Genomic DNA, 19,135 nt, shown 5'->3' with positions numbered 1-19,135 from the left:
CATGGCTGATATGGCCCTGTTCAATGACGACGCCTTTTCCATGACGGCGCTCACCGCCAGCATCAACGAGCTGGAGACGGTGCCCTCGCGGCTGGCCGCCCTCGGCCTGTTCGAAGAGGAGGGCATGACCGTCACCACCGCACAGATCGAGCGCGACGGTGAACAACTGCAGCTCGTCGCCTCGGCAGAGCGTGGCTCGCCCGGGCAGGTTGTGGTCGGCGGCAAGCGTCAGGTGATTCCGTTCAACGCCGTGCACCTGCCCGAAATCGCCACCATCAAGGCCGATGAAGTGCAGAACCTGCGCGCCTTCGGCGAAGAAACCGAACTGGAAGCCCTGCAGAGCGTGGTCAGCAAGCGCCTGCAGAAGATGCGCCGCCAGCTCGATGCCACCCACGAGTTCCACCGCATCGGCGCCATCAAGGGCCAGATCCTCGACTCGGACGGCAAATCCGTCCTGGTCGATCTGTTCGAGCGCTTCGGCCTGAAGCAACAGCAACTGCCCATCCTCATCGGCGACGTGCGTTCCTCCACGCTGGAACTGCTCGACATGATCGAGGATTCGCTCGGCGCCACGCCGCATACGGGCGTGCGCGCTCTGTGCGGGCGCAACTTCTGGCGTCAGTTGATGACGTCCAAGGACATCCGCGAGACGTATCTCAACACCCAGATGGCCGCCGCTCTGCGTGGCGACCCGCGTGACACGTTCGACTTCGGCGGCGTCACGTGGGAGCGCTATCGCGGGCGCGTTGGCAACGTTGGCTACATCGGCGACGACGAAGCCTACGCCGTGCCGGAAGGCGTGCCCGAACTGTTCATCACGCGTTTCGCGCCGGCCGACTACATGGAGGCCGTCAACACCAACGGCCTGCCGTATTACGCCAAGCAGGAAGCCGGCAAATTCGGTAAGGCCGTCGAGCTGGAAGCGCAGTCCAACCCGCTGCACCTGTGCACCCGCCCGCGCGCCGTGATCAAGCTGTCGGCCACCACGGGCAAGGCCGCCTGATATGGCGTTCCGGGACCACGTGGCCGACCTCGACACGGCAGTCTTTGAAGCGCTGTCCGACGCGGTGGAAATCGACGGCAAGCCAGAGCCGGTGATGGGCATGTTCTATTCGCCCTGGCTGGACGTCGAAGCCATGCGCGGGCAGCGCACGGGCCTGCGTGAGCCGTTCGTGATCCTGCGTGATGCCGATGCCGCAGGCGTCCGGCCGCGCACGCGGGTGAAGGCGCTGGGCGATGTGTTCAGCGTCATGGAACTGCAACCGGATGGCTCCGGCATGACCAAGCTCGTTCTGAGGCCCGAACCATGTCCGTCACGTTAAAGGCCGAGCTCGACATTGCTGGAGCGCTTGCGCCCCTGAGTCACCTAGGAAAGGAAGCCATGCGAAACGCCTGGCGCCGCGCCCTGAAGAAGAGCGCCAACTGGGTGAAGGGCCAGACCGCCAAGCAGGTCTCTGCGGAAATGCAGATCGCCCAGAAGTTGATACGGCAGCGGCTGTACTTCTTCCTGCGCAGCGCCGACAAAGGCAAGGTCTGGCTTGGCCTCAACGCCATCGAGGCGCACCGGCTCGGCAACCCTCGCCAAACACGGCGCGGCGTGTCCGTCGGCCGGCACCGGTTCGACAATGCGTGGATCTACCGAAGCAAGCGCGGCAGCAAAAACGACGGCAAGGTCTTCCGCCGGGTCGGCAAGGCGCGAATGCCTATCGAGGGCGTCAACCTCGACTGGGCAGACAAGGGCGAAGCCGCCTTCCGCAAAGCCGCCGCCGAAATCGAAGCGCGCCTCATGGTCATCCTGGAGCAGGAAGTGAAATACGAAATCCTCAAGGCAACCGGCCATGCTCGCTGATCTGCAACAACTGTTCAACGCCGTCGAATCCCGCTTGAAAGCGGAGTTCCCCGACGTCGCCCTCATCGGCTGGGCGCCAGAGATCGAAGAACGCCTGCCGCTGCCCGCCATCCTGCTGTATGTTGGCGCGCTCCGGCCCGGTACAGATGCCGGCACCGGACAACCGCCCGTCACGATGGTAGTGGAGGTGCGCGTGGTCGGCGATCCAACAGAGGCAAACGCGGAAGCTGCCATGTGGGCGCTGGCCGCGCGACTCATCAAGGTACTGCACCACCAGACGTGGGGCCTGCCCGTCACGATGGCCGAGCTGGAGAGCGACGGCTTCCACCCGGACGGCATGCGCCCCGATCTGGACGGCTATAGCGTCATCGCCGCCGAATGGAAACACGAGTTCGACCTCGGGCCGCCCGAATGGGCGTTTGAAGACACCAGCGGCACGACCGTCGATTTCGACATCCAGCCGCGCCACACCGGGGCCGACTATGGGCTACGAAGCGGGTGAATCAGACCGGCGCCTAGCGTGCATCGTGCAGGCCGGCGTGATAGCGCAGGTCGACGTCGCCGCCGCCCGCTGCACCGTTAACGTTGCCGACTGGACGTCTGACTGGCTGCCGTGGTGGTCGCGTGCCGCGGGCGCCGTGCGCGAGTGGCGCCCGCCGTCGCCGGGCGAGCAGGCATTGCTCGTCTCGCCGTCGGGCTGCCTCGAAGGCGGCTTCGTCCTGGCCGGCTTCTACACAGACCAGCACGGCGGCGCGAACGGCGATTCGGCAGACGTTACCGCCTGCGACTACCCAGACGGCGCCCGCGAGCACTACGACCACGCCGCGCACGAATACCGGCTCGCGGTGCCGGCAGGCGGTCAAATCGTCCTGCAGGTGGGCGACACGTCGCTCACGCTGCGCAGCGACGGCGCCGAGCTGAAGGCGCCGCAACTGCTCGCCGATGTGCCGGCCTCCACCTTCACCGGCAATGCCTTGGTGGAAAAGGCGCTGGCGTTCATGGGCGGGATGACCGGGCAGGGCGCCGCAGGCGGGGCCGCTGTCGCCATTCAAGGCGGCATCCAAGCCACCGACGACGTGGTCGCAGGCGATGTTTCCCTGCGCGGCCACTCCCACATGGAGCAGGGCGACGGCGCCCCGGTGGGCGCGCCGTTCTAGGTTTCCCAATCATCAATCGCAAGGCGGCCACGTGCCGCCTTTTTTCGTTGGAGGCACAGTGGCCATCGTCGGCATGAACAGACGCACGGGCGCGCTGCTCTCGGGCATGGACCACCTGCTGCAAAGCCTGACCGACATCCTCAGCACACGTCGCGGCACGCGGCGCGAGCGGCCCGAATACGGCAGTGATCTGCCCAACCGCGTCGACCTGCCCATTACACGTGGGTGGGTTGCCGCAGCGCAGGCCGAAGCCGCACGCGCCATTACCCGGTGGGAGCCGCGTCTACGCCTCTCGCGCGTGCGGGTGGAAGGCATTGAAGACGGCAAAGTGGTCTGGCGTGTCGTCGGTATCTACAACGAACGGGCCGTCGATCTGAAGGTGATGTCATGAGCGTAATTGACCTGTCCGCATTGCCACCGCCCGATGTCGTTGAACCGCTCGACATCGAGGCGAGCTACCAGCGGCACCTTGCGACCTTCAGGGCGCTGTGCCCGGAGTGGTCCGCCACCATGGAATCAGACCCTGTGGTGAAGCTGCTCGAGCTGCTCGCGTACGTCGACGTGCAACAGCGCGCGCACGTGAACGACTCCGCTCGGTCGACCATGCTGGGCTTTGCCGTCGGCGCCGATCTCGAACACCTTGCGGCCGGCCTGGACACGAAACGGCTTGTTGCCGTGCCGGGCGACCCGGAAGCGTTCCCGCCCGTCGCGCCCGTTATGGAATCGGAAGCCAGCTTGCGCACGCGTGCGCAGGGCGCGTTCGAGCGTCTCTCTGTGGCTGGCCCACGCGCAGCCTACGAGCTGCACGCACGTGCCGCAGACGGCCGCGTGGCAGATGCGCGAGCGATCTCGCCGGCGCCGGCAGAAGTCATTGTCTCCGTGCTCAGCAACGAAGGCGATGGCACCGCGTCCGACGAACTCGTCGAGCGCGTGCGGCAGGCCCTGAGCGATGAAGACGTGCGCCCGCTGGGCGACCGGCTGACCGTGCAGGCCGCCCGCATCATTCGGTACCGCCTGCGCATCGTGCTGTACCACTACCCAGGCCCCGAGGCCGAGCCGATGGTGGCCGCGGCATGGGAGCGCCTCAACGCCTACGCACGCGAACAGCGCCGCATCGGCCGCGACGTCCGGCGCTCTGCCATCTTCGCAGCCGCGCACGTTTCAGGCGTGCAGCGCGTCGAGGTGTCAGAGCCCGCCGAAGACGTCATTGTCGACCTGACAGAGGCGTCGTACTGCGAGGGTATCGACGTCGTTGTCGGGGGCATGGATGAGTGACAAGACGCTGCTGCCGGCCAACGCCACACCGCTTGAGCGGGCACTTGCGCAGACCATCCTCACGCTGCTCGACACGCCGGTACCGCTCAATCAGCTTTGGGATGCAGACACGTGCCCCGTGCCGCTGCTGCCATACCTGGCAAGTGCCCGATCGGTAGACCGGTGGAATGCGAACTGGCCGGAAGAGGTCAAGCGCCATGTCGTCCGAGATGCGTTTGCCGTGCACCAGCGCAAGGGCACGGCGGGGGCTTTGCGGCGCGCTCTGGAGCCACTGGGCTATCGGTTGACGCTTCAGGAGTGGTGGCAAACGCAGCCACCCGGCAGGCGCGGCACGTTCGCGCTCGACGTCGGCATCGAGAACACGGGCGTTACCGAGGCTGCCTATCAAGAGATTGAACAGATCGTCGACGACGTACGGCCGCTCTCGCGGCACCTCGCCAGCCTCACGCTCAGTGCAGAGATCGCGGGCTACGCAGGCACGCACGCTGCCTGCATCGAGGGCGATACCGTGACCGTGTACCCGTACATGCCCGACGTTGTCGCCGCAGAAGGCACCACCCACTCAGCGGTGGCCGCCCACATCATTGAAATCACTACGGTATCGAATGGCTAAGTACTTTGCGACTTTGACGGAGATCGGCGAGGCCAAAATGGCCCGCGCGCTGGTCACCAATACGATGGTTCCGCTCACGGAAATGGCCGTCGGCGACGGCGGTATCGACGGCGGCGCAGACGCAGACGTCATGCCGAGCGCCGTACAGCGCGCGTTGGTGCGCGAGCGCCTGCGCCGGCCGCTGAACCGCCTCGTACGCGATGAAAAGAACCCAAGCATCGTGATTGCAGAGGTCTACCTGCCCGAAGAGGTGGGCGGCTGGTGGACGCGCGAGCTGGGCCTGTACGATCAGGACGGCGAGCTGTTTGCAGTGGCCAACGTGCCGCCCAGCTACAAGCCCGTCCTTGCAGAGGGCTCCGGGCGTGGACAGTTCTACCGCATGATGCTGATCCACAAGGCTGCGGGCAGCATTGTGCTCAAGATCGACCCCGCAATCGTGGTAGCGACGCGCGAGTACGTTGATGAGCAGGTGACAGCCGTGCGCATGGCAAGCGGCGACGCCGAGAAGCGTTACGCGACCAAGGCATCGGTTGAGGCGTTGTCTGCGCATGTCGATGAAGTACAAGAGATCGCGGCCGACGCCTTGCCACGTTCAGGTGGCGTAGTCACAGGCATTGTCGACATCAGCGGCCCGTCGAATGAGCTTCTCCTGACTGACACGGCACAGCCCATCACGGTTGGGCGCTTTCGCGTGGTGCCTAACCAAGGGCAACTCATCATCGACCGCAATACGGCTGCCAATGGCGACTTCTCGACGTACGTGCGAGTGTGCTCAATCGACGGCAACGGAAACATGTTCTCCCCAGCCGGGATCGTGGCCGATCTGTTCAAGACGCGTGGCGGGGTAAACCTACCGGCGCATAACAACGACGGGCGTGGCTTTCTTGAGTTCGGCGGTGAGACGGTCATCTGGCGCCTGTTCATGGCCGGGCCGTCGGGCAACCTTGTCCTGAATAGTTACAACGTCGACGGCACCAATAGACACACGCCGTTCTGTATCGACTTCGAGTCAGGCAACGTCGAGTTTGCGGCTAGGCCCGCTTTTGCGGGGTCAACGCCATGGGATACAAGCAATCTTCCCGCGCCGCTCACGGCGGACGGTGGCTCGCTCGCCGCAGGTAAGGGGCTTCGATTCGGAGTGGGATACGGTCAGACAGCGTTGTCGGTCTCACCCAATGGAAGTAGTTCGATAGGCGGTGCATGGGTCGACTGGACCGGCGGCCGAACGCCCGCTTTGCAAATCGACTGCCCAGAACCCGGCGCCGCTTACATGGGCTTGCGATGGACGCAATGGGGTCAACGGCATCTGGCCGCACTGGAAGCCTATGCGGGAGGGACCAACGCCTCCGTTCCACTCGTAGCGATGCACGTGGGGGACACCAGCCTTGCCTTTGTCTTCAACGGCAACGGTGAATTCGTCTCCAAAGGCGCGATCAAGGCGGGTGCCGGCATCCTCGCCACCAACGGCAATGTCTACATGCAGTGGGCGGGGATGTGGTTGTCCGAATACCTCACCAACCTGAACAACGGCAAAGCTGGCGCCGGCGGGCAATGCCAGTGGGCAAGCGGTATTGCAGAGTTTGGGGCAGTCCCCACGGGTGAACGCGGTGGTTCTGCCGACGTGCCAGCGCCATGGGTGCTGGTGGGCCTGCGTAATGCCTTCTATCTCTTATACCTACGCGCCGTCTGGCTGCGCAATCAGTGATATGCCCCCATGCTGACACACGACGAACTGATTTTCTGTATTCAACAGGAATACCCCGAGGCGGTGCACGGTACCGATTTTTGGGTTTTTCACCTTGTCTCCCCGGAGACTAGCGAGCAACTGTCAGACGCTCAGATCTACGAATGGAAGCTCGCCAGCCCGGCGCCAACAGAAGAAGGGCTCAAAGCGCTCGTCCAGAAGCACGGCGCTGCGGCGCGCACCTTCGTTCTGGCACGCGACGCGCGCGCCGAGCGAGAGCGTCGTCTCAAGGTGGCCGACACGCTGGTCTACAAGGCGATGGACGCGGGCGACATGGAGCGCATGCGCCTGGCCGGCCAATACCGCCAGGCGTTGCGCGACGTGACATCGCTGCCGGGCTTTCCGGTCGAGTTTGCATGGCCGGTCATTCCCGATGCACTGTCGGAACTGATGCCCTCGAATGATCAGGCGGCCGCGGCAGAAACGTCCGGCCCATGACGCATGCCCCATAGGAAACCGATGCCTCGCTCCCTACCGTACGAAGGGTCATCGGAGCGCCATTCTCATACAGGCGCCCATGACGACCCGTCCAACGCTCAACTGTTGAGGAGCAATCATGGCAAAAGTCGTCGTCACCCTTGTGGGGCACAACAAAGAGAATCTCGTCGGGCCGGCCGTCACGGTTGGCACGGCGCGGTGGGGCCATAACGGCGTCGATTTCGGCAAGGAAATCGAGATCGCCGAGGGCACTTACACCGTCACGGTGTACAGCGCAGGGAAATCCATCCACACGCAGCAGGCGCATGTGCCGCGCGACGGGCGTTATCCCATCGAGATCGACATCGACAACTAAGTCGACATAGTGCGCTGGCCTGTCAGCGCGCTCACCCCCAACCCAGCAAGCCCCGCCACTGCGCGGGGCTTTTTCTTTTCTCACTTCCCATCGAGGAGCCGCATGGCATCTTCCTTCTTCCACGGCATCACCACCACGATCGTGGATACCGGCCCGCGCCCGATTGCGGTGCCGTCGTCGTCCATCATCGGCCTGGTTGACACCTACACTCCCGGCCCGGATCTCGTGCAGCCCGATGTGCCGGTGCAGATCACCAACCCGCGCGAGGCAGCGCAGGCCTTCGGTCAGAACAGCGCCATCACGCGTGCCATCAACGCCATCTATGCCCGCACCTCGGCGGTCATCGTGGCGACCGGCGTGGCGGAGTCGGAAGACGCCAACGCGCTCACGTCCGGCATCATCGGTGGCGTCACGGCGGGTGGCGTGCGCACAGGCCTGCAGTCGATGCTCGATGCCAAATCGCGCTTCAACGTGCAGCCGCGCTTGCTGATCGCGCCTGGGTTCTCCGCGCGCCAGCCGGTCGCCACGGCCGTTGATGCGCTGGCTTCCAAGCTGCGCGCCATCGGCATCATCGACGGGCCGAACACCACCGACGAAGCCGCGCTCGCGTACGCACGCAACTTCGGCTCCAAACGCCTCTACATGGTCGACCCCGGCGCGCGCACGTGGGACACGGCCACCAATGCAGAGGTCGATGCGCCGGCTTCAGCCTTTGTTGCAGGCCTGTTCGCCTACACCGATGCGCAGTACGGCTACTGGGCGTCGCCGTCCAACAAGGAATTTGTCGGCATCACCGGCACCGGCCGGCCCATCGAGTTTCTCGACAACGATCCAACCTGCCGCGCCAACCTGCTCAACGAGGCCCGCATCGCCACCATCATCCGTGATGGCGGCTATCGCCTGTGGGGCAACCGCACGTTGTCGGCCGATCCGAAATGGTCGTTCGTCACGCGCGTGCGTACGCTCGACATTCTCATGGACGCCGCGCAGGCCGGCCACAAATGGGCCGTCGACCGTGGCATCACCAAAACGTACGTTCACGACGTCACCGAAGGGCTGCAGGCCTTCATGCGCGATCAGCGCAACGCAGGCGCGCTCATCAATTTCGAGGTCTACGCTGATCCGGTACTGAACACCGCCAGCCAGATCGAACAGGGCCGCGTCGTGTGGAACGTGCGCTTTACCGACGTCATCCCGGCAGAGAACCCGATCTTCCGCTTCGAAGTCACCAATGAGTGGCTGACCGAAGTGCTCGACACCAAATAACGGAGGTGCATGTTGGTACCCGAGACACTCTACAACTTCAACCTGTTCGTCGATGGCACGAACCTCGCCGGTCAAGCGTCGGAACTGACGCCGCCCAAGCTCAAGATCAAGACCGAGGACTACCGCGCCGGCGGCATGGATGCGCCCGTCAAGCTGGATATGGGCATGGAGGCGATGGAAGCGTCGTTCTCGCTCGTCACGCTGTCGACGGCCGTGCTCAAGCTGTTCGGCCTGGCCGACCAGAACGCCTTTAACGGCACCTTCCGTGGCGCCTTGCGCACCAAGGACGGCAAGACCCGCAGCGTCGTGCTCGTGCTGCGCGGCATGCTCTACGAGGTCGATCCGGGCTCGTGGAAGCCCGGCGAGAAATCCGAATCCAAATACTCCGTCAGCGCCGATTACTACAAGCTCGAAATCGACGGCCGCGTCTGGCACGAGATCGACGTGCTCGGCTGCAAGCGCGTCATTGACGGCGTCGATCAGCTCGCCGAAGTGCGCGCCGCCATCGGCCTGTAAGACCCCACAACATACACACCACGATGCAAACCACCACCATCAAGCTGAAGTTTCCCGCCGTCGTCAACGGCGTCAAGGTCGACGCGCTCACGCTGCGCCAGCCCACCGTGCGCGACATGCGCGTCGCCGGCCAGCAGGCGGGCGGCGATGAAGAACTGCGCGAGATCCTGCTCTTCGCCTCGCTCGCCACCGCCGGGCAGAACGACATCGAGGGCCTGACCTATGTCGACTATCAGCGCGTGCAGCGCGGCTACTTTCGGCTGCTGGCCGACTGCGAGGCTCCCGATGCCGGACATCAAGCGGCTGACCAAGCGCCTGCTGTCGATGGGCGTCAGCCCGCGTGACATTGACGCCATGACGGTCGACGACATGGTCTGGTGGTTGACCGACTGACGCGGCAACGCGGCGCCACTCAGCAGGAGCACGGATGGCAACAAAAGACATAGCGCTTGGCATCCTCATCGGTGGCGCGGTCAGCTCAACCCTGGGCCGTGCCGTCAATGAGGTCGGTACCAAGCTGGATGCACTCAAGAAGCGGGCAGGTGAGGCGCGTGTCTGGCAGAACACGATTGGTGAAACCCAGCGCCTGCAGCGCGAGTTTCGTGACCTGCACGCCGCAGGGGACCGCGCCGCTGACAAGGTGCGCATCAAGATCGAGAAGAACACCCGCGCGTTGCGCGATGCCGGGTTCGAGGTCGACCGACTGGACCGTTCCTACCAACGGCTCGGCCGCACCGCACGCGGCTTGGAGCTTCGCGCGCGGGGCGCTGGGCTCATCGCCGACGGCCGAGACCGCCTGCGCAACACCATCGGCGACACCGGCAAGTTTGTCGCAGCGGCAGCGGTGCCCACGGCCATCTCCGCCGGCTACGAGGCCATCATCCGCGACATCGCCATCAAGGCCGGCGCCGCCCGCACCGACAAAGAGCGCGAGATGAGCAGCGGTATTGCCGCGTCCGCACAGCAAAGCGGCATCGGTCGCAACGTGCTGGCAGATGCCGTCAACCAGATGGTGGCTGGCGGCATGGATCTCGACCGCGCGCTCTCGTTCGCGCCGCTGGTGGGCAAGTTCTCGGTCAGCCAGGGCGCAGACCCGAAAGAAACCGCGCGGATGATCCAGGCGCTCGAGCAGAACGCCAAAATCTCCGACCCCGCCAAGATGGCGCAGGCGCTCGAAACCATCGCGTTTCAGGGTAAGGAAGGCTCGTTCGAATCGAGCGACATGGCGCGCTGGTTCCCAGTGTTGCTGGCGGATATGCAGAAGCTCGGCATTGTCGGCAACTCCTCTGTCGAGCAGCTCGGCGCGCTGCTGCAAGTGCAGATGAAAACCGCCGGCAGCGCCGATGAAGCTGCCAACAATACGAAGAACTGGTTCTCCAAGATCGGCAGCGCAGACACGGCAGGCAACTACGCCAAGGCCGGCATCGACTACCAAGCCAAGATGCGCGAGGCCATCGGCAAGGGCTGGAGCACGATGGAAGCGTCCTTCGTGCTGGCGCGTGCCTACATCGAGCAGGCAGACCCAGAGAAGGCCAAGCAGCTTGCAGCGGCGGCAAAGCAATTCAACAGCGAATCCGACCCGGCCAAGCGCGACGCCCAGATGCGTGCGTTTGAAGAGACCATGAAAACGGGCGACCTCTTCAACGACATGCAGGTCAAGGCCGCGCTGACGGCCTACATGCAGAACGCCGATCTGTACCAGCGTCTGAAAACCGATGGCGCAAAGGCGGCCGGCGAGATCGAAAAAGACCTGGCCGACCGCCGCGATAGTTCCAAACAGAAATGGGCCGAAGTCGGGCAGGCGTGGGACGAAGCCATGCGCCGCATCGGCGACGCACTCAAGCCCGTCACCGACTCGGTAGCGGACCTCGCCGCCGGCGCCGGCACGTCCGTCGGCAAGCTCGCGGCGGAATCGCCTAAGGCCACGGTCGCCATCGGCGGCGTGCTGGCGTCGATTCTGGCGTTCAGGACCGGGCGTGCCGCGTGGACGATTGGCAAGGGGGTGACCAACATCGCGCGGGGCACCGCCGTGGCCGCAGGCGTTGGCCGGTCGGCCGAGGTGGCGGCCACCGCCGCCAAGCTGGCGCCGGCCGCTGCAAAAGCGCCCGGCGTGCTGGGCGCATCGGGCAAGTTCCTGAAGGGGGCGGCACCCATGCTGGGCAAGGTCGGCTCTGTCGCGGGGGTTTTGGCGCTGGTGGGCACGGCCGGCATGGCAAGCGCAGAAGCGGCCGAAGGCCCAGGCACCAAGGCCGACAAAGCCAAAGCCATCGCCGGCATTGGCGCAGGGCTGGCGGGCGAGCTTGCTGGCGGCGCAGCAGGCCGCGCCATTGGTGCCGTGGCCGGCACCGCCATCGCGGGGCCCATCGGCACCGTTGTTGGCGGGCTGCTCGGCGGCATGCTGGGGTCGTACCTGGGCGGCAAGGCCAGCACTGCGCTGGCCGACCGTGCCCTCAACGACAAGAAGCCCGCCGCCGCGCCAACAGCGGGTGCGCCAGTCCTGCCCGCCGGCGCACAGGAAGCGCTCGGCACCGCCCAAGCAGCCGCCAATGCGCCACCGCGGCCACAACTGCAAGTCGACCAGCGGTTCGAGTTCGCACCAAAGATCGACCTGACGGTCAACGGCGACGTCAAAGACCCGCGCCAGCTTGCGGAGGCATTGATGCCGCACCTGCGCCGCCAGTTCGATGACTACGCCGCACAGCAACGCCGGGCCGCCATGTCGGACGGCTCGCACGTGTAACGGAACAGATCATGGATTTTCAGAAGTTCGCATCCGCAGCGGCAACGCATGCGGCGCGCGCGGCCGAGCATGTCCGGCAGATGGAGCGGTTGCTCGACAAGCCTGACGGCACCGGCGATGCAAACGCGCGCCGCCGTGAGGCGCAGGCGTTGGGCGACCTTTCGAGCGCCGGCAGCGCGCTTGCCGCCGCCGGCGAGGCCATCGGCGGCACTGGCCGCGTGACGGCAGCCCGTGGCGCAGCACAACGCGCACTCGGCCTGACAGACGCGGCGCTGGCGGCCATCCAACGCACCGCCACTGGCGAGCGCTTCGCCTCCGTCCTGCGCGCCGCGCAAACCACGGGCGACGCACTGGCAACCGTACGCCGCCGCCTCGATGCCGTGCTGCCCGCCGTCACGCCCAACGTGCGCAGCCTAGTGCCGAGCTACGCCCTCGGCCCGGACAAGATCCTCGGCGCCGGCCAAGCCGCAGGCGCCACCGAACGCCTGCTCGTCCTGTCAACGGATGACGGCGAGCAATTCCAGTTCGGCCTATCCACCGCCGCATACGACCGCCTGCGCCGAGAGACCCGCTACAACATCGCCACGCAAGAACGCATTCAGCGCCAAGAGGCCTTGCAGGCCGTGGGCGCGGGCGGCGACACCATCACCGTATCGGGCGCCATCTTTACCGCCGGCGGCGCGGGGGCAGGGCAGCTTGACCGCCTGCGCGCGATTGGTGCGGCGCTCAAGCCCGTGCAGCTCACCACCGGCTCGGGCGACGTGCTCGGCCGCTACTTCCTCGACCGCGTGGGCGAAGAGCAAGACGGCCTGCTGGCCGACGGCACACCGCGCAAACAGGGTTTCGATTTGGAGTTCCGACGCTATGGCGATGACTATCAGAACATCTGACGGCGACGTGCTGGACGTGCTCTGCTACCGCGCATACGGCACGCTGGCCGGCACGGTGGAAGCCGTGCTCGATGCCAACCCCGGCCTCGCCGCGCGGCGCCAGCCGTACGCCGTCGGCGTGGAGATCTTCCTGCCCGACCTCACGCCCGCGCGTGACGAACCCATCCAGCTTTGGACGTAACGCATGGAAGCCCAATTTGAAGTCCTTGCAGACGGGCAAGACATCACCGCGCTGCTGCGCGATCGCGTGTTGGAGATCCGCCTGACCGACAAGCCCGGCATGGAAGCGGACCGCTGCGAGATCCGCCTGGACGACCGCGACGGCAAAATCGCCTTCCCGCCCAAGGGCGCCACGCTGCGTATCTCGTTCGGCTGGGCCGGCAAGGGCCTATCCACGCGCGGCACCTACGCCGTTGACGAGATCGAGCTGAGCGGCCCACCTGCCACCATCGTGATACGCGGCAAGCCGGCCGACATGCGCGCCACCGCCAAGGCGCAGCGCAACGCCAGCTACACCGGCACCACACTGGCCGCCATCGTCGCGAGCGTGGCCGCGCGGCACGGCTGGAAAGCCGCTTGCACGATCGAGGCGCACATCGACCGCGCCGACCAGTTTGGCGAGAGCGATCTGCATTTCATCACCCGCCTCGCTCGCCAGTACGGCGGCACCGCGACCGTCAAGGGCGGCAGGCTCATCGTCGCCCCGCGCGGCGCCGGCAAGTCCGCAGATGGCAAACCGCTGGCGCCCATCGTGTTGCGGCCGACCGACCTCATGCGGTACCGCCTGACGTTCCCAGACCGCAGCAGCGTCGGCGGCGTCAGAACCCGCGCGCACGATGCCAAGACCGGCCGCAAGATCGATCTGTACATCCCCAACCCGGAAGCGCCCAACGGCCCACCGGCGCAGGCCACGCACACCGACCGGCACGTGCACGCCAGCCCGCAGGCAGCAAAAGCCGCCGCCAGGGCCAAGCTGCAAGACATGAACCGCAGCACCGCTGAAGGCGAGCTGGAGATGATGGGCCGCGGCGATATCAGCGCCGAGAAGACGCTGCGCCTGGAAGGCTTCAAAGCCCAAGCCGACGGCGACTACCTGGCCGAGACCGTCACGCACATCTACGCCAACAAAAGCTGGCTAGTGAACGTGAGCCTGAACGGCGGCAACAGCGGCAAGGCCAAGGCGGGGCAGGGCAAGGCCAAGGAGGCGGCCAAGGTGACCAACCTGGTCATTCCGGCGCCGCCCAAGCAATAAGAAACACGCGTTCGCAACCGCGACCGCATCCAATCGGCCCGCCACCCGGCGGGCTTTTTCATTTCCAAGCCATGAACAAACAATCCTTCAGCAAGGCTGCAGCCTTGCCGCCTGCGCTCGCCAGCCGGTGGTGGCCGCACATCGAGGCCGCGTGCAAGCGCTTCGGCATCTCCTCGCCCGCACAGCAGGCAGCCTTCATCGCGCAGATCGGGCATGAGTCCGGCGGGTTCACGCGCGTAACGGAATCCTTCAACTACGCCGTAGCGGCGTTGCCCGTCATGTTCTCGCGCGTGACGCCCGCGCTGGCTGCGACGCTGGGCCGCCAGCCGGGCGAACGCGCGGTGCCGCTCGAGCGGCAGCAGCGCATTGCCAACATCGCCTACGCCAACCGCTACGGCAATGGCGACGCCGCCAGCGGAGACGGCTGGCGGTACCGGGGCCGCGGGCTCAAGCAAATCACCTTCCGCGCCAACTACCGCGAGTGCGGCCATGCACTGGATCTCGATCTCGTTGCGTGCCCCGAGCTGCTCGAGCGGGACGACACCGCCGCGCTCTCCGCCGGCTGGTACTGGTGGGCCTTCGGGCTCGGCAAGCTGGCCGACGCCGGCAAGTTCGACGAGATCACGCGCCGCATCAATGGCCCGGCCATGGAAGGCGCAGAGGCACGCCGCGCCCGCTGGGCAGTCGCCAAACAAGCATTGGGAGCATAGATGGCACAGCCAACAGGTTGGGGCGCGCTGCTGCGCGTGTTGGACACGATTCTGCCGAGCGCAGCCGGTGCGCTGGTGTCCCTGCGGTTCATCCCGGGCACGCCCGTGCAGCGCGTGGCCTCGCTGCTGCTGGGCGTTGTGTGCGCGCATTACCTCGGCAACGGCGTGATTGGCTGGTGGCAGGTGCCGGCGGGGCTGGTGTCGGATGCCGTCAAGTTCATCGCCGGCGTGTTCGGGCTGACCATCGTCGGCTACGCATACGGCGAGCTTCCGGCGCTGCGGCGCCTGGTGCACGACTGGCTGCAGCAAGCAGCGCAACGCTGGACAGGAGGCCGCAAAGAATGACGCTCACCCAAAACGACGTGCTCACCGCCATCGACATCGTGGCGCTCGTGGCCATCTGCGGGGGCGCCGCGTGGTCTGCGCTCACGCAGGCCATACCGCACGGGTTGCGCGGCGCGCTGCTGCTGTGCGCCGTCGCCCTGTGCGCGCTCGGCAGCGCCGCCGCCTCGCTCCACGCCCATCGGGATATCGCCACCGTGCAACTGCATTGCGTGCTGGCCGTGGCGGGGCTGTGGGTCACTTACATCATCCGACAAGGCAAAGCCCATGAACTTCGCAATCGTCCGGCTCCTGGCAGTGGCAGCGGTGGCTGCAGCAGCCGCGTGGGGCTGGCAGGCCAACCGTTACGAAACCGCCATCGCGCAGATCCAGCGCGACCACGCCATCGAGCGCCAGACCGCCGTCGATACCGTCGTGACGGCCCTGCAGGCTGCCATCGACAAATACCGGCAGCTTACCGACCAGCTCGACGCGCTCGACCGTACCCATTTCTCGGAGATGCAACGTGCCACCGCTGAAAACACGCGTCTGCAGCGCGCTCTTGCTGCTGGCACTGTACGGATGTCAGTGCGCGCCCGTTGTCAGCCCGACGCCGGTGCCGGCGCAGGTGAAGATCAGCCCGGCACCGGCCTGGGCGATGGAGCCGCCGGCCGATGTGAGCTATCTGGAGAGGATGCGGCGGATCTTGTCGATCTCTTCGCCGGGGCAGAGCGGGATGGGGAGAAACTGAGATACTTGCAGGCGCGCGAACGAGCGCTTGAAGTGGCGGGTGTTTGTGTGCAGCGCTGACGCGAGCCAGCAAATCGGCTGAGCGCGAACGTTCGCCGTCGGCGCATGTGCGGCCATTTGTTGCAGACACGTGGCTCCGCCCCGAAGACAAGCTCGTGGTTGAAACCAACTAGAATTGGGCACTTGGCGATTGTCATTTCCCGTCCCAATGAAAACTGAACTTGATGCCGACACAGTACTGAGGTCCACCACCGGATGTCGGCGCTTCGGCCATCCTGAATTTGAGGTTCGCTTCTCCAGCCGCACAGTTTCGCAGGACGTGGACTGGCTGCTACGTTATCTGGAAAACCGGGTCTCTGGAGGCAGTAAGTTTCAACACGGCGAAACCATCCAGGTTGGCTGGATGGTCGCGATGCTTGAGGACAGTACCGAGGGGAAGCTCCGAGTAAAGGAGCCAGACATGAAAGTCGTTCCCGTGCAGTTTATCGATTCGGTAACGCACACGCTGTTGCATCTGCGCACCCAGAAAGACGTGGTCGAAAGCCTTGTGCCGCCGGTAGACCCCGACTTTCCTTCACTCGTTCACAGTGTCGTCGTGCATGCCAACTACAAAGCCGCACGCCGAGTTCTTTTGACAAGAGGGGCCGTTGAAGGTGCAGATTCCGGATGGTGGCTGACAGACCTTGATGATACGGAGGGAGCGCAGGACCCAACACGATTTTCCAGAACATCGCTCTATCAACTGGGCGTCGACCGCCCGGACTTGATCAAGTTCTTCGCGGTGCCAGCCGGACTCCAAGTCGCAATCGACGATACCTATATCGGGGTCATCGGGGCAGAGGGTGAATTGAAGCAAGCCCCTGGGACTTACCTGAGCGAATTGAATCGAATCCGACGCGACACGGTAACGTAGGTCCAGTCCGAGCCGATCGCTTTCGGCCAGAAGCGGACATGCAGGTAGACGACGATGAAGAAGACTGTGTACTCGTTGCTTTCAATTGCTGCGATTTTCTGGGCGATATGCGCGGCATATCCCACCAGCTCTATCCCGCTTGGCTGGATCGGCACCTTGTTCGGGTCGATCGCCGGATTGTTGGCAACAATATCCAGCTACCAGACGGAAGAGAGGGCGGATACTCGTGGTGGCGCTATATTCAAGGCAGAATCGCCCGTGAAGTTCTTCTTTGCGTATTGCCTTGTCGGTGTGATGTTTGTTGGCCTGGCACTCTTGAGCGTGTTCGGTTGTATGCGCCAAATAGGGCAGTAAGCTGTTCACTGATACTGATTCAGCAGGCCTCTTATTGATCGGCTCACGGCACCGTTGTTATCTTCAGATGGTTCGGGGTGTTCTGGCTAGCTCTGGAGGCTGTTCTCGCGATCCGGCTCATTTACCGACGCAAGCTGGATCAGAGGGGCAGTGAGCGTTCGGCGTCCTGATGCGGCCGCGAGGGTGTAGAAAGACCCTCGCGGCTAGCCCCCTACACCCCCGCCTCAATCAAATCCGAAATCTGGACCGACGCGCGCGCAAAGTCAGTCAGCGCGCGGGCGCGCTTGTGCCGATAGCTGCCGGCGGAGATGACGACGGGTTCTTTGGCTTCGTCGTCCTGCAGGACGATGAGCATGCCGGTGTAGCGGTCTGCCTGGTAGATGTGTTTGTTGAGCAGTTGCAGCGCGCGCTCGACGTCGGCGGGGTAGAGGCTGGCGAGGTCTGCGGGCGTGCGGGCTGCGGCGGGCGCGTCGTCGATGCACGGTTGTGCCGTGAACTGGCCGGTCTTGCGGATGGCCGGCAGGACGATGGACGTGACCCACTTGCGGAAGCGGTGCGGTACGGTGCCGGGCTTTACGGCATCGCGGCATCGCAGGACGAGGGTGTACATGCCGGATTCGCTCACGATATGGGCTGCACCCTGACGACCTATGTTGAACATAGACCGTTCATCTTGATCCAGCCGGGCAATGACTTGCGAGGCGTTTTGAATGTTGAGCGCGTCGCAGATGTCGGTCGCGACAAACCACGGCTCATCGTCGCGCATGACAACGCGCACCGCGTGCGATTCGAAATTGAAGGTGTTTGGGGTGAGGGCGAGCGCGGACGCGCTGCTGAGATTTCCAGTCATAGCAGATCCCTGAGTTGCGGTGAGTAGACCGCCGCCTCGCCGCCAAGCGAGGTGGGGCGGAACCGAACAGGTTGGCGGACCGGAACTCAGGAACCGGCAGGGCCGAAGCCCTCCTATCCGGCCCGCCCATGGGAGTGCCAGACGTGCGCAAACAAAAAGCCGCGCGTGAAAGCAAGCGCGGCTAATGTGCGCCCGAGTATCCCGGGCCGCCAAGCCCGTGTGCCGGTGTTTCCGGCGACCGGCTGAGTATACGGCGGGCGGCGGTTACGTGCAAACTGGCGGGCCGATGCAGGCCGGCAGAGAAACCGGCTGCTTTCGGCCAATAGCAGACGTTTGGGTATTCTTGAGCGAGGCCATCCGTTACCGACAGCGCGGCCGCTGACAACTGCGGGGAATCAAGCAATATGGAACCAAAACGTGTCGATGGTGCGCGCCCACCGGCAACCCGACGCCCGTTCCAGCAAGGCACCTGTCTTTGTTCAGTGATAGCAATGACCAAACAAATCCTCTGTTCAGTGTGTGGTCAACCGCTGCTTGACGGCGAAGCACGGTACTACTTTCCGACTCTTGCGGAGGGACACTCACTGTCGGCCTTCGCCGGTATTGCGCATGTTGAATGTTTGAGACGCGAAAATGAGAGGCTGTCGATTGGCAAGCAACTCTCTGATATGCGTGAGTCGATGGCACGCGCAGATTTTTCGGAGCGATATGCCAGAGACGGGAATGTCCTCCTGCGCGGCAGGCTCGCTGACGAGGGGAAGATTGAGATTTACGACTGTGAAGATTTTTGCGATTTCTCGCTCGAAAAATCAACGGCCTTGATGTTTGAAAGAGGCGAGATGAATCAGGTGGTTACGCCACTGATTTCTCTTGTTGCCAACGAAAACAGGTTGACCTACACATGTGTCCGCCCGTCGTTCTCGCTTAAACTTGAAGCAATTTCAACGTCTCGGTTGAGAGAGCTTCTTCGGAGTTTTTTTGAAATGTAGGCAGCTTGAATTGCTGGCTGAGGTTGGCAATACGCTGGAGTGGTCTGTCGCGGAGTCAGGTCTTCCGCCACAGTTGTGGAATGGCAAGCTCTGTGGCTCTGTACCTGGAAGGAACCAATGTCCGATACCGGCCAACTGCGGACGTTCATACTA

25 protein-coding genes are annotated in these 19,135 nt (G+C 64.5%); 24 read left to right on the top strand and 1 reads right to left on the bottom strand.

Going from position 1 to position 19,135, the window contains the following annotated elements:
• Window position 1 precedes the first annotated feature (1 nt).
• The 23 genes from R2N16_RS05310 (at window position 2) to R2N16_RS05200 (ending at window position 17,143) form a co-directional block, all read left to right on the top strand.
• On the top strand, window positions 2-1,003 hold the full coding sequence (locus R2N16_RS05310) for a major capsid protein (protein ID WP_316664513.1): 1,002 nt from the start codon (window positions 2-4) through the stop codon (window positions 1,001-1,003).
• Window position 1,004: 1 nt separating this feature from the next.
• Window positions 1,005-1,322 (top strand): head-tail joining protein, encoded by a 318-nt coding sequence (locus R2N16_RS05305; protein ID WP_316664512.1) that lies wholly within the window; start codon window positions 1,005-1,007, stop codon window positions 1,320-1,322.
• On the top strand, window positions 1,307-1,849 hold the full coding sequence (locus tag R2N16_RS05300) for a phage tail protein (protein WP_316664511.1): 543 nt from the start codon (window positions 1,307-1,309) through the stop codon (window positions 1,847-1,849). Before R2N16_RS05305 ends, R2N16_RS05300 begins: the two co-directional genes overlap by 16 nt.
• The gene (locus R2N16_RS05295; protein ID WP_316664510.1) at window positions 1,839-2,351 is read left to right on the top strand and encodes a hypothetical protein; all 513 of its coding nucleotides are present in this window, start codon (window positions 1,839-1,841) and stop codon (window positions 2,349-2,351) included. The genes R2N16_RS05300 and R2N16_RS05295 overlap by 11 nt, the downstream gene beginning before the upstream one ends.
• Window positions 2,332-3,006: a phage baseplate assembly protein V gene (locus tag R2N16_RS05290; RefSeq protein WP_316664509.1), complete on the top strand. Its 675-nt coding sequence runs from the start codon at window positions 2,332-2,334 to the stop codon at window positions 3,004-3,006. Before R2N16_RS05295 ends, R2N16_RS05290 begins: the two co-directional genes overlap by 20 nt.
• A gap of 73 nt (window positions 3,007-3,079) precedes the next feature.
• Window positions 3,080-3,397 carry a GPW/gp25 family protein gene (locus tag R2N16_RS05285; RefSeq protein WP_316664508.1) on the top strand — a complete coding sequence of 106 codons (318 nt, stop codon included), beginning with the start codon at window positions 3,080-3,082 and terminating at the stop codon, window positions 3,395-3,397.
• Window positions 3,394-4,281, top strand: coding sequence for a baseplate assembly protein (locus R2N16_RS05280; protein ID WP_316664507.1), 888 nt, complete (start codon window positions 3,394-3,396; stop codon window positions 4,279-4,281). The genes R2N16_RS05285 and R2N16_RS05280 overlap by 4 nt, the downstream gene beginning before the upstream one ends.
• Entirely contained in the window at window positions 4,274-4,894 is a 621-nt protein-coding gene (locus R2N16_RS05275) for a phage tail protein I (protein WP_316664506.1), read from the top strand. The genes R2N16_RS05280 and R2N16_RS05275 overlap by 8 nt, the downstream gene beginning before the upstream one ends.
• A complete protein-coding gene (locus R2N16_RS05270; RefSeq protein WP_316664504.1) occupies window positions 4,818-6,599 on the top strand; it encodes a phage tail protein in 1,782 nt (593 codons plus the stop codon). The genes R2N16_RS05275 and R2N16_RS05270 overlap by 77 nt, the downstream gene beginning before the upstream one ends.
• A 9-nt stretch (window positions 6,600-6,608) precedes the next feature.
• Entirely contained in the window at window positions 6,609-7,076 is a 468-nt protein-coding gene (locus R2N16_RS05265; RefSeq protein WP_316664503.1) for an XkdW family protein, read from the top strand.
• A gap of 118 nt (window positions 7,077-7,194) precedes the next feature.
• Entirely contained in the window at window positions 7,195-7,431 is a 237-nt protein-coding gene (locus R2N16_RS05260; RefSeq protein WP_316664502.1) for a hypothetical protein, read from the top strand.
• 102 nt (window positions 7,432-7,533) lie between these two features.
• Window positions 7,534-8,697, top strand: coding sequence for a phage tail sheath subtilisin-like domain-containing protein (locus R2N16_RS05255; RefSeq protein ID WP_316664500.1), 1,164 nt, complete (start codon window positions 7,534-7,536; stop codon window positions 8,695-8,697).
• 12 nt (window positions 8,698-8,709) lie between these two features.
• Window positions 8,710-9,213, top strand: coding sequence for a phage major tail tube protein (locus R2N16_RS05250; protein ID WP_260780027.1), 504 nt, complete (start codon window positions 8,710-8,712; stop codon window positions 9,211-9,213).
• Window positions 9,214-9,236: 23 nt separating this feature from the next.
• The gene (locus R2N16_RS05245; protein WP_316664498.1) at window positions 9,237-9,557 is read left to right on the top strand and encodes a phage tail assembly protein; all 321 of its coding nucleotides are present in this window, start codon (window positions 9,237-9,239) and stop codon (window positions 9,555-9,557) included.
• An 83-nt stretch (window positions 9,558-9,640) separates the two neighbouring features.
• Complete coding sequence (locus R2N16_RS05240) at window positions 9,641-11,953, top strand: phage tail tape measure protein (protein ID WP_316664496.1); 2,313 nt, start codon at window positions 9,641-9,643, stop codon at window positions 11,951-11,953.
• An 11-nt stretch (window positions 11,954-11,964) separates the two neighbouring features.
• On the top strand, window positions 11,965-12,843 hold the full coding sequence (locus R2N16_RS05235) for a phage tail protein (protein ID WP_316664495.1): 879 nt from the start codon (window positions 11,965-11,967) through the stop codon (window positions 12,841-12,843).
• Window positions 12,818-13,024: a tail protein X gene (locus tag R2N16_RS05230; protein WP_316664493.1), complete on the top strand. Its 207-nt coding sequence runs from the start codon at window positions 12,818-12,820 to the stop codon at window positions 13,022-13,024. Before R2N16_RS05235 ends, R2N16_RS05230 begins: the two co-directional genes overlap by 26 nt.
• Before the next feature lie 3 nt (window positions 13,025-13,027).
• Entirely contained in the window at window positions 13,028-14,095 is a 1,068-nt protein-coding gene (locus R2N16_RS05225) for a phage late control D family protein (RefSeq protein ID WP_316664491.1), read from the top strand.
• A gap of 71 nt (window positions 14,096-14,166) precedes the next feature.
• Window positions 14,167-14,805 (top strand): glycoside hydrolase family 19 protein, encoded by a 639-nt coding sequence (locus R2N16_RS05220; protein ID WP_316664490.1) that lies wholly within the window; start codon window positions 14,167-14,169, stop codon window positions 14,803-14,805.
• Window positions 14,806-15,150 (top strand): hypothetical protein, encoded by a 345-nt coding sequence (locus tag R2N16_RS05215; RefSeq protein ID WP_104565767.1) that lies wholly within the window; start codon window positions 14,806-14,808, stop codon window positions 15,148-15,150.
• 264 nt (window positions 15,151-15,414) lie between these two features.
• Window positions 15,415-15,936 (top strand): lysis system i-spanin subunit Rz, encoded by a 522-nt coding sequence (locus tag R2N16_RS05210; protein WP_316664487.1) that lies wholly within the window; start codon window positions 15,415-15,417, stop codon window positions 15,934-15,936.
• Between the two features lie 148 nt (window positions 15,937-16,084).
• A complete protein-coding gene (locus R2N16_RS05205) occupies window positions 16,085-16,789 on the top strand; it encodes an immunity protein Imm33 domain-containing protein (RefSeq protein ID WP_316664486.1) in 705 nt (234 codons plus the stop codon).
• Between the two features lie 54 nt (window positions 16,790-16,843).
• Entirely contained in the window at window positions 16,844-17,143 is a 300-nt protein-coding gene (locus R2N16_RS05200) for a hypothetical protein (RefSeq protein WP_316664485.1), read from the top strand.
• A gap of 211 nt (window positions 17,144-17,354) precedes the next feature.
• Here R2N16_RS05200 and R2N16_RS05195 read toward each other — a convergent pair whose 3' ends face one another.
• Window positions 17,355-17,993 (bottom strand): BRO-N domain-containing protein, encoded by a 639-nt coding sequence (locus R2N16_RS05195; protein WP_316664484.1) that lies wholly within the window; start codon window positions 17,991-17,993, stop codon window positions 17,355-17,357.
• Window positions 17,994-18,484: 491 nt separating this feature from the next.
• Between R2N16_RS05195 and R2N16_RS05190 the strand changes: the two genes are divergently transcribed.
• Entirely contained in the window at window positions 18,485-18,982 is a 498-nt protein-coding gene (locus R2N16_RS05190; RefSeq protein ID WP_316664483.1) for a hypothetical protein, read from the top strand.
• Window positions 18,983-19,135 lie beyond the last annotated feature (153 nt).

Origin of the sequence: Ralstonia psammae, from assembly GCF_958405935.1 — a bacterium.
Classification (GTDB): domain Bacteria; phylum Pseudomonadota; class Gammaproteobacteria; order Burkholderiales; family Burkholderiaceae; genus Ralstonia; species Ralstonia psammae.
This window is presented reverse-complemented; position numbering and strand designations above follow the sequence as displayed.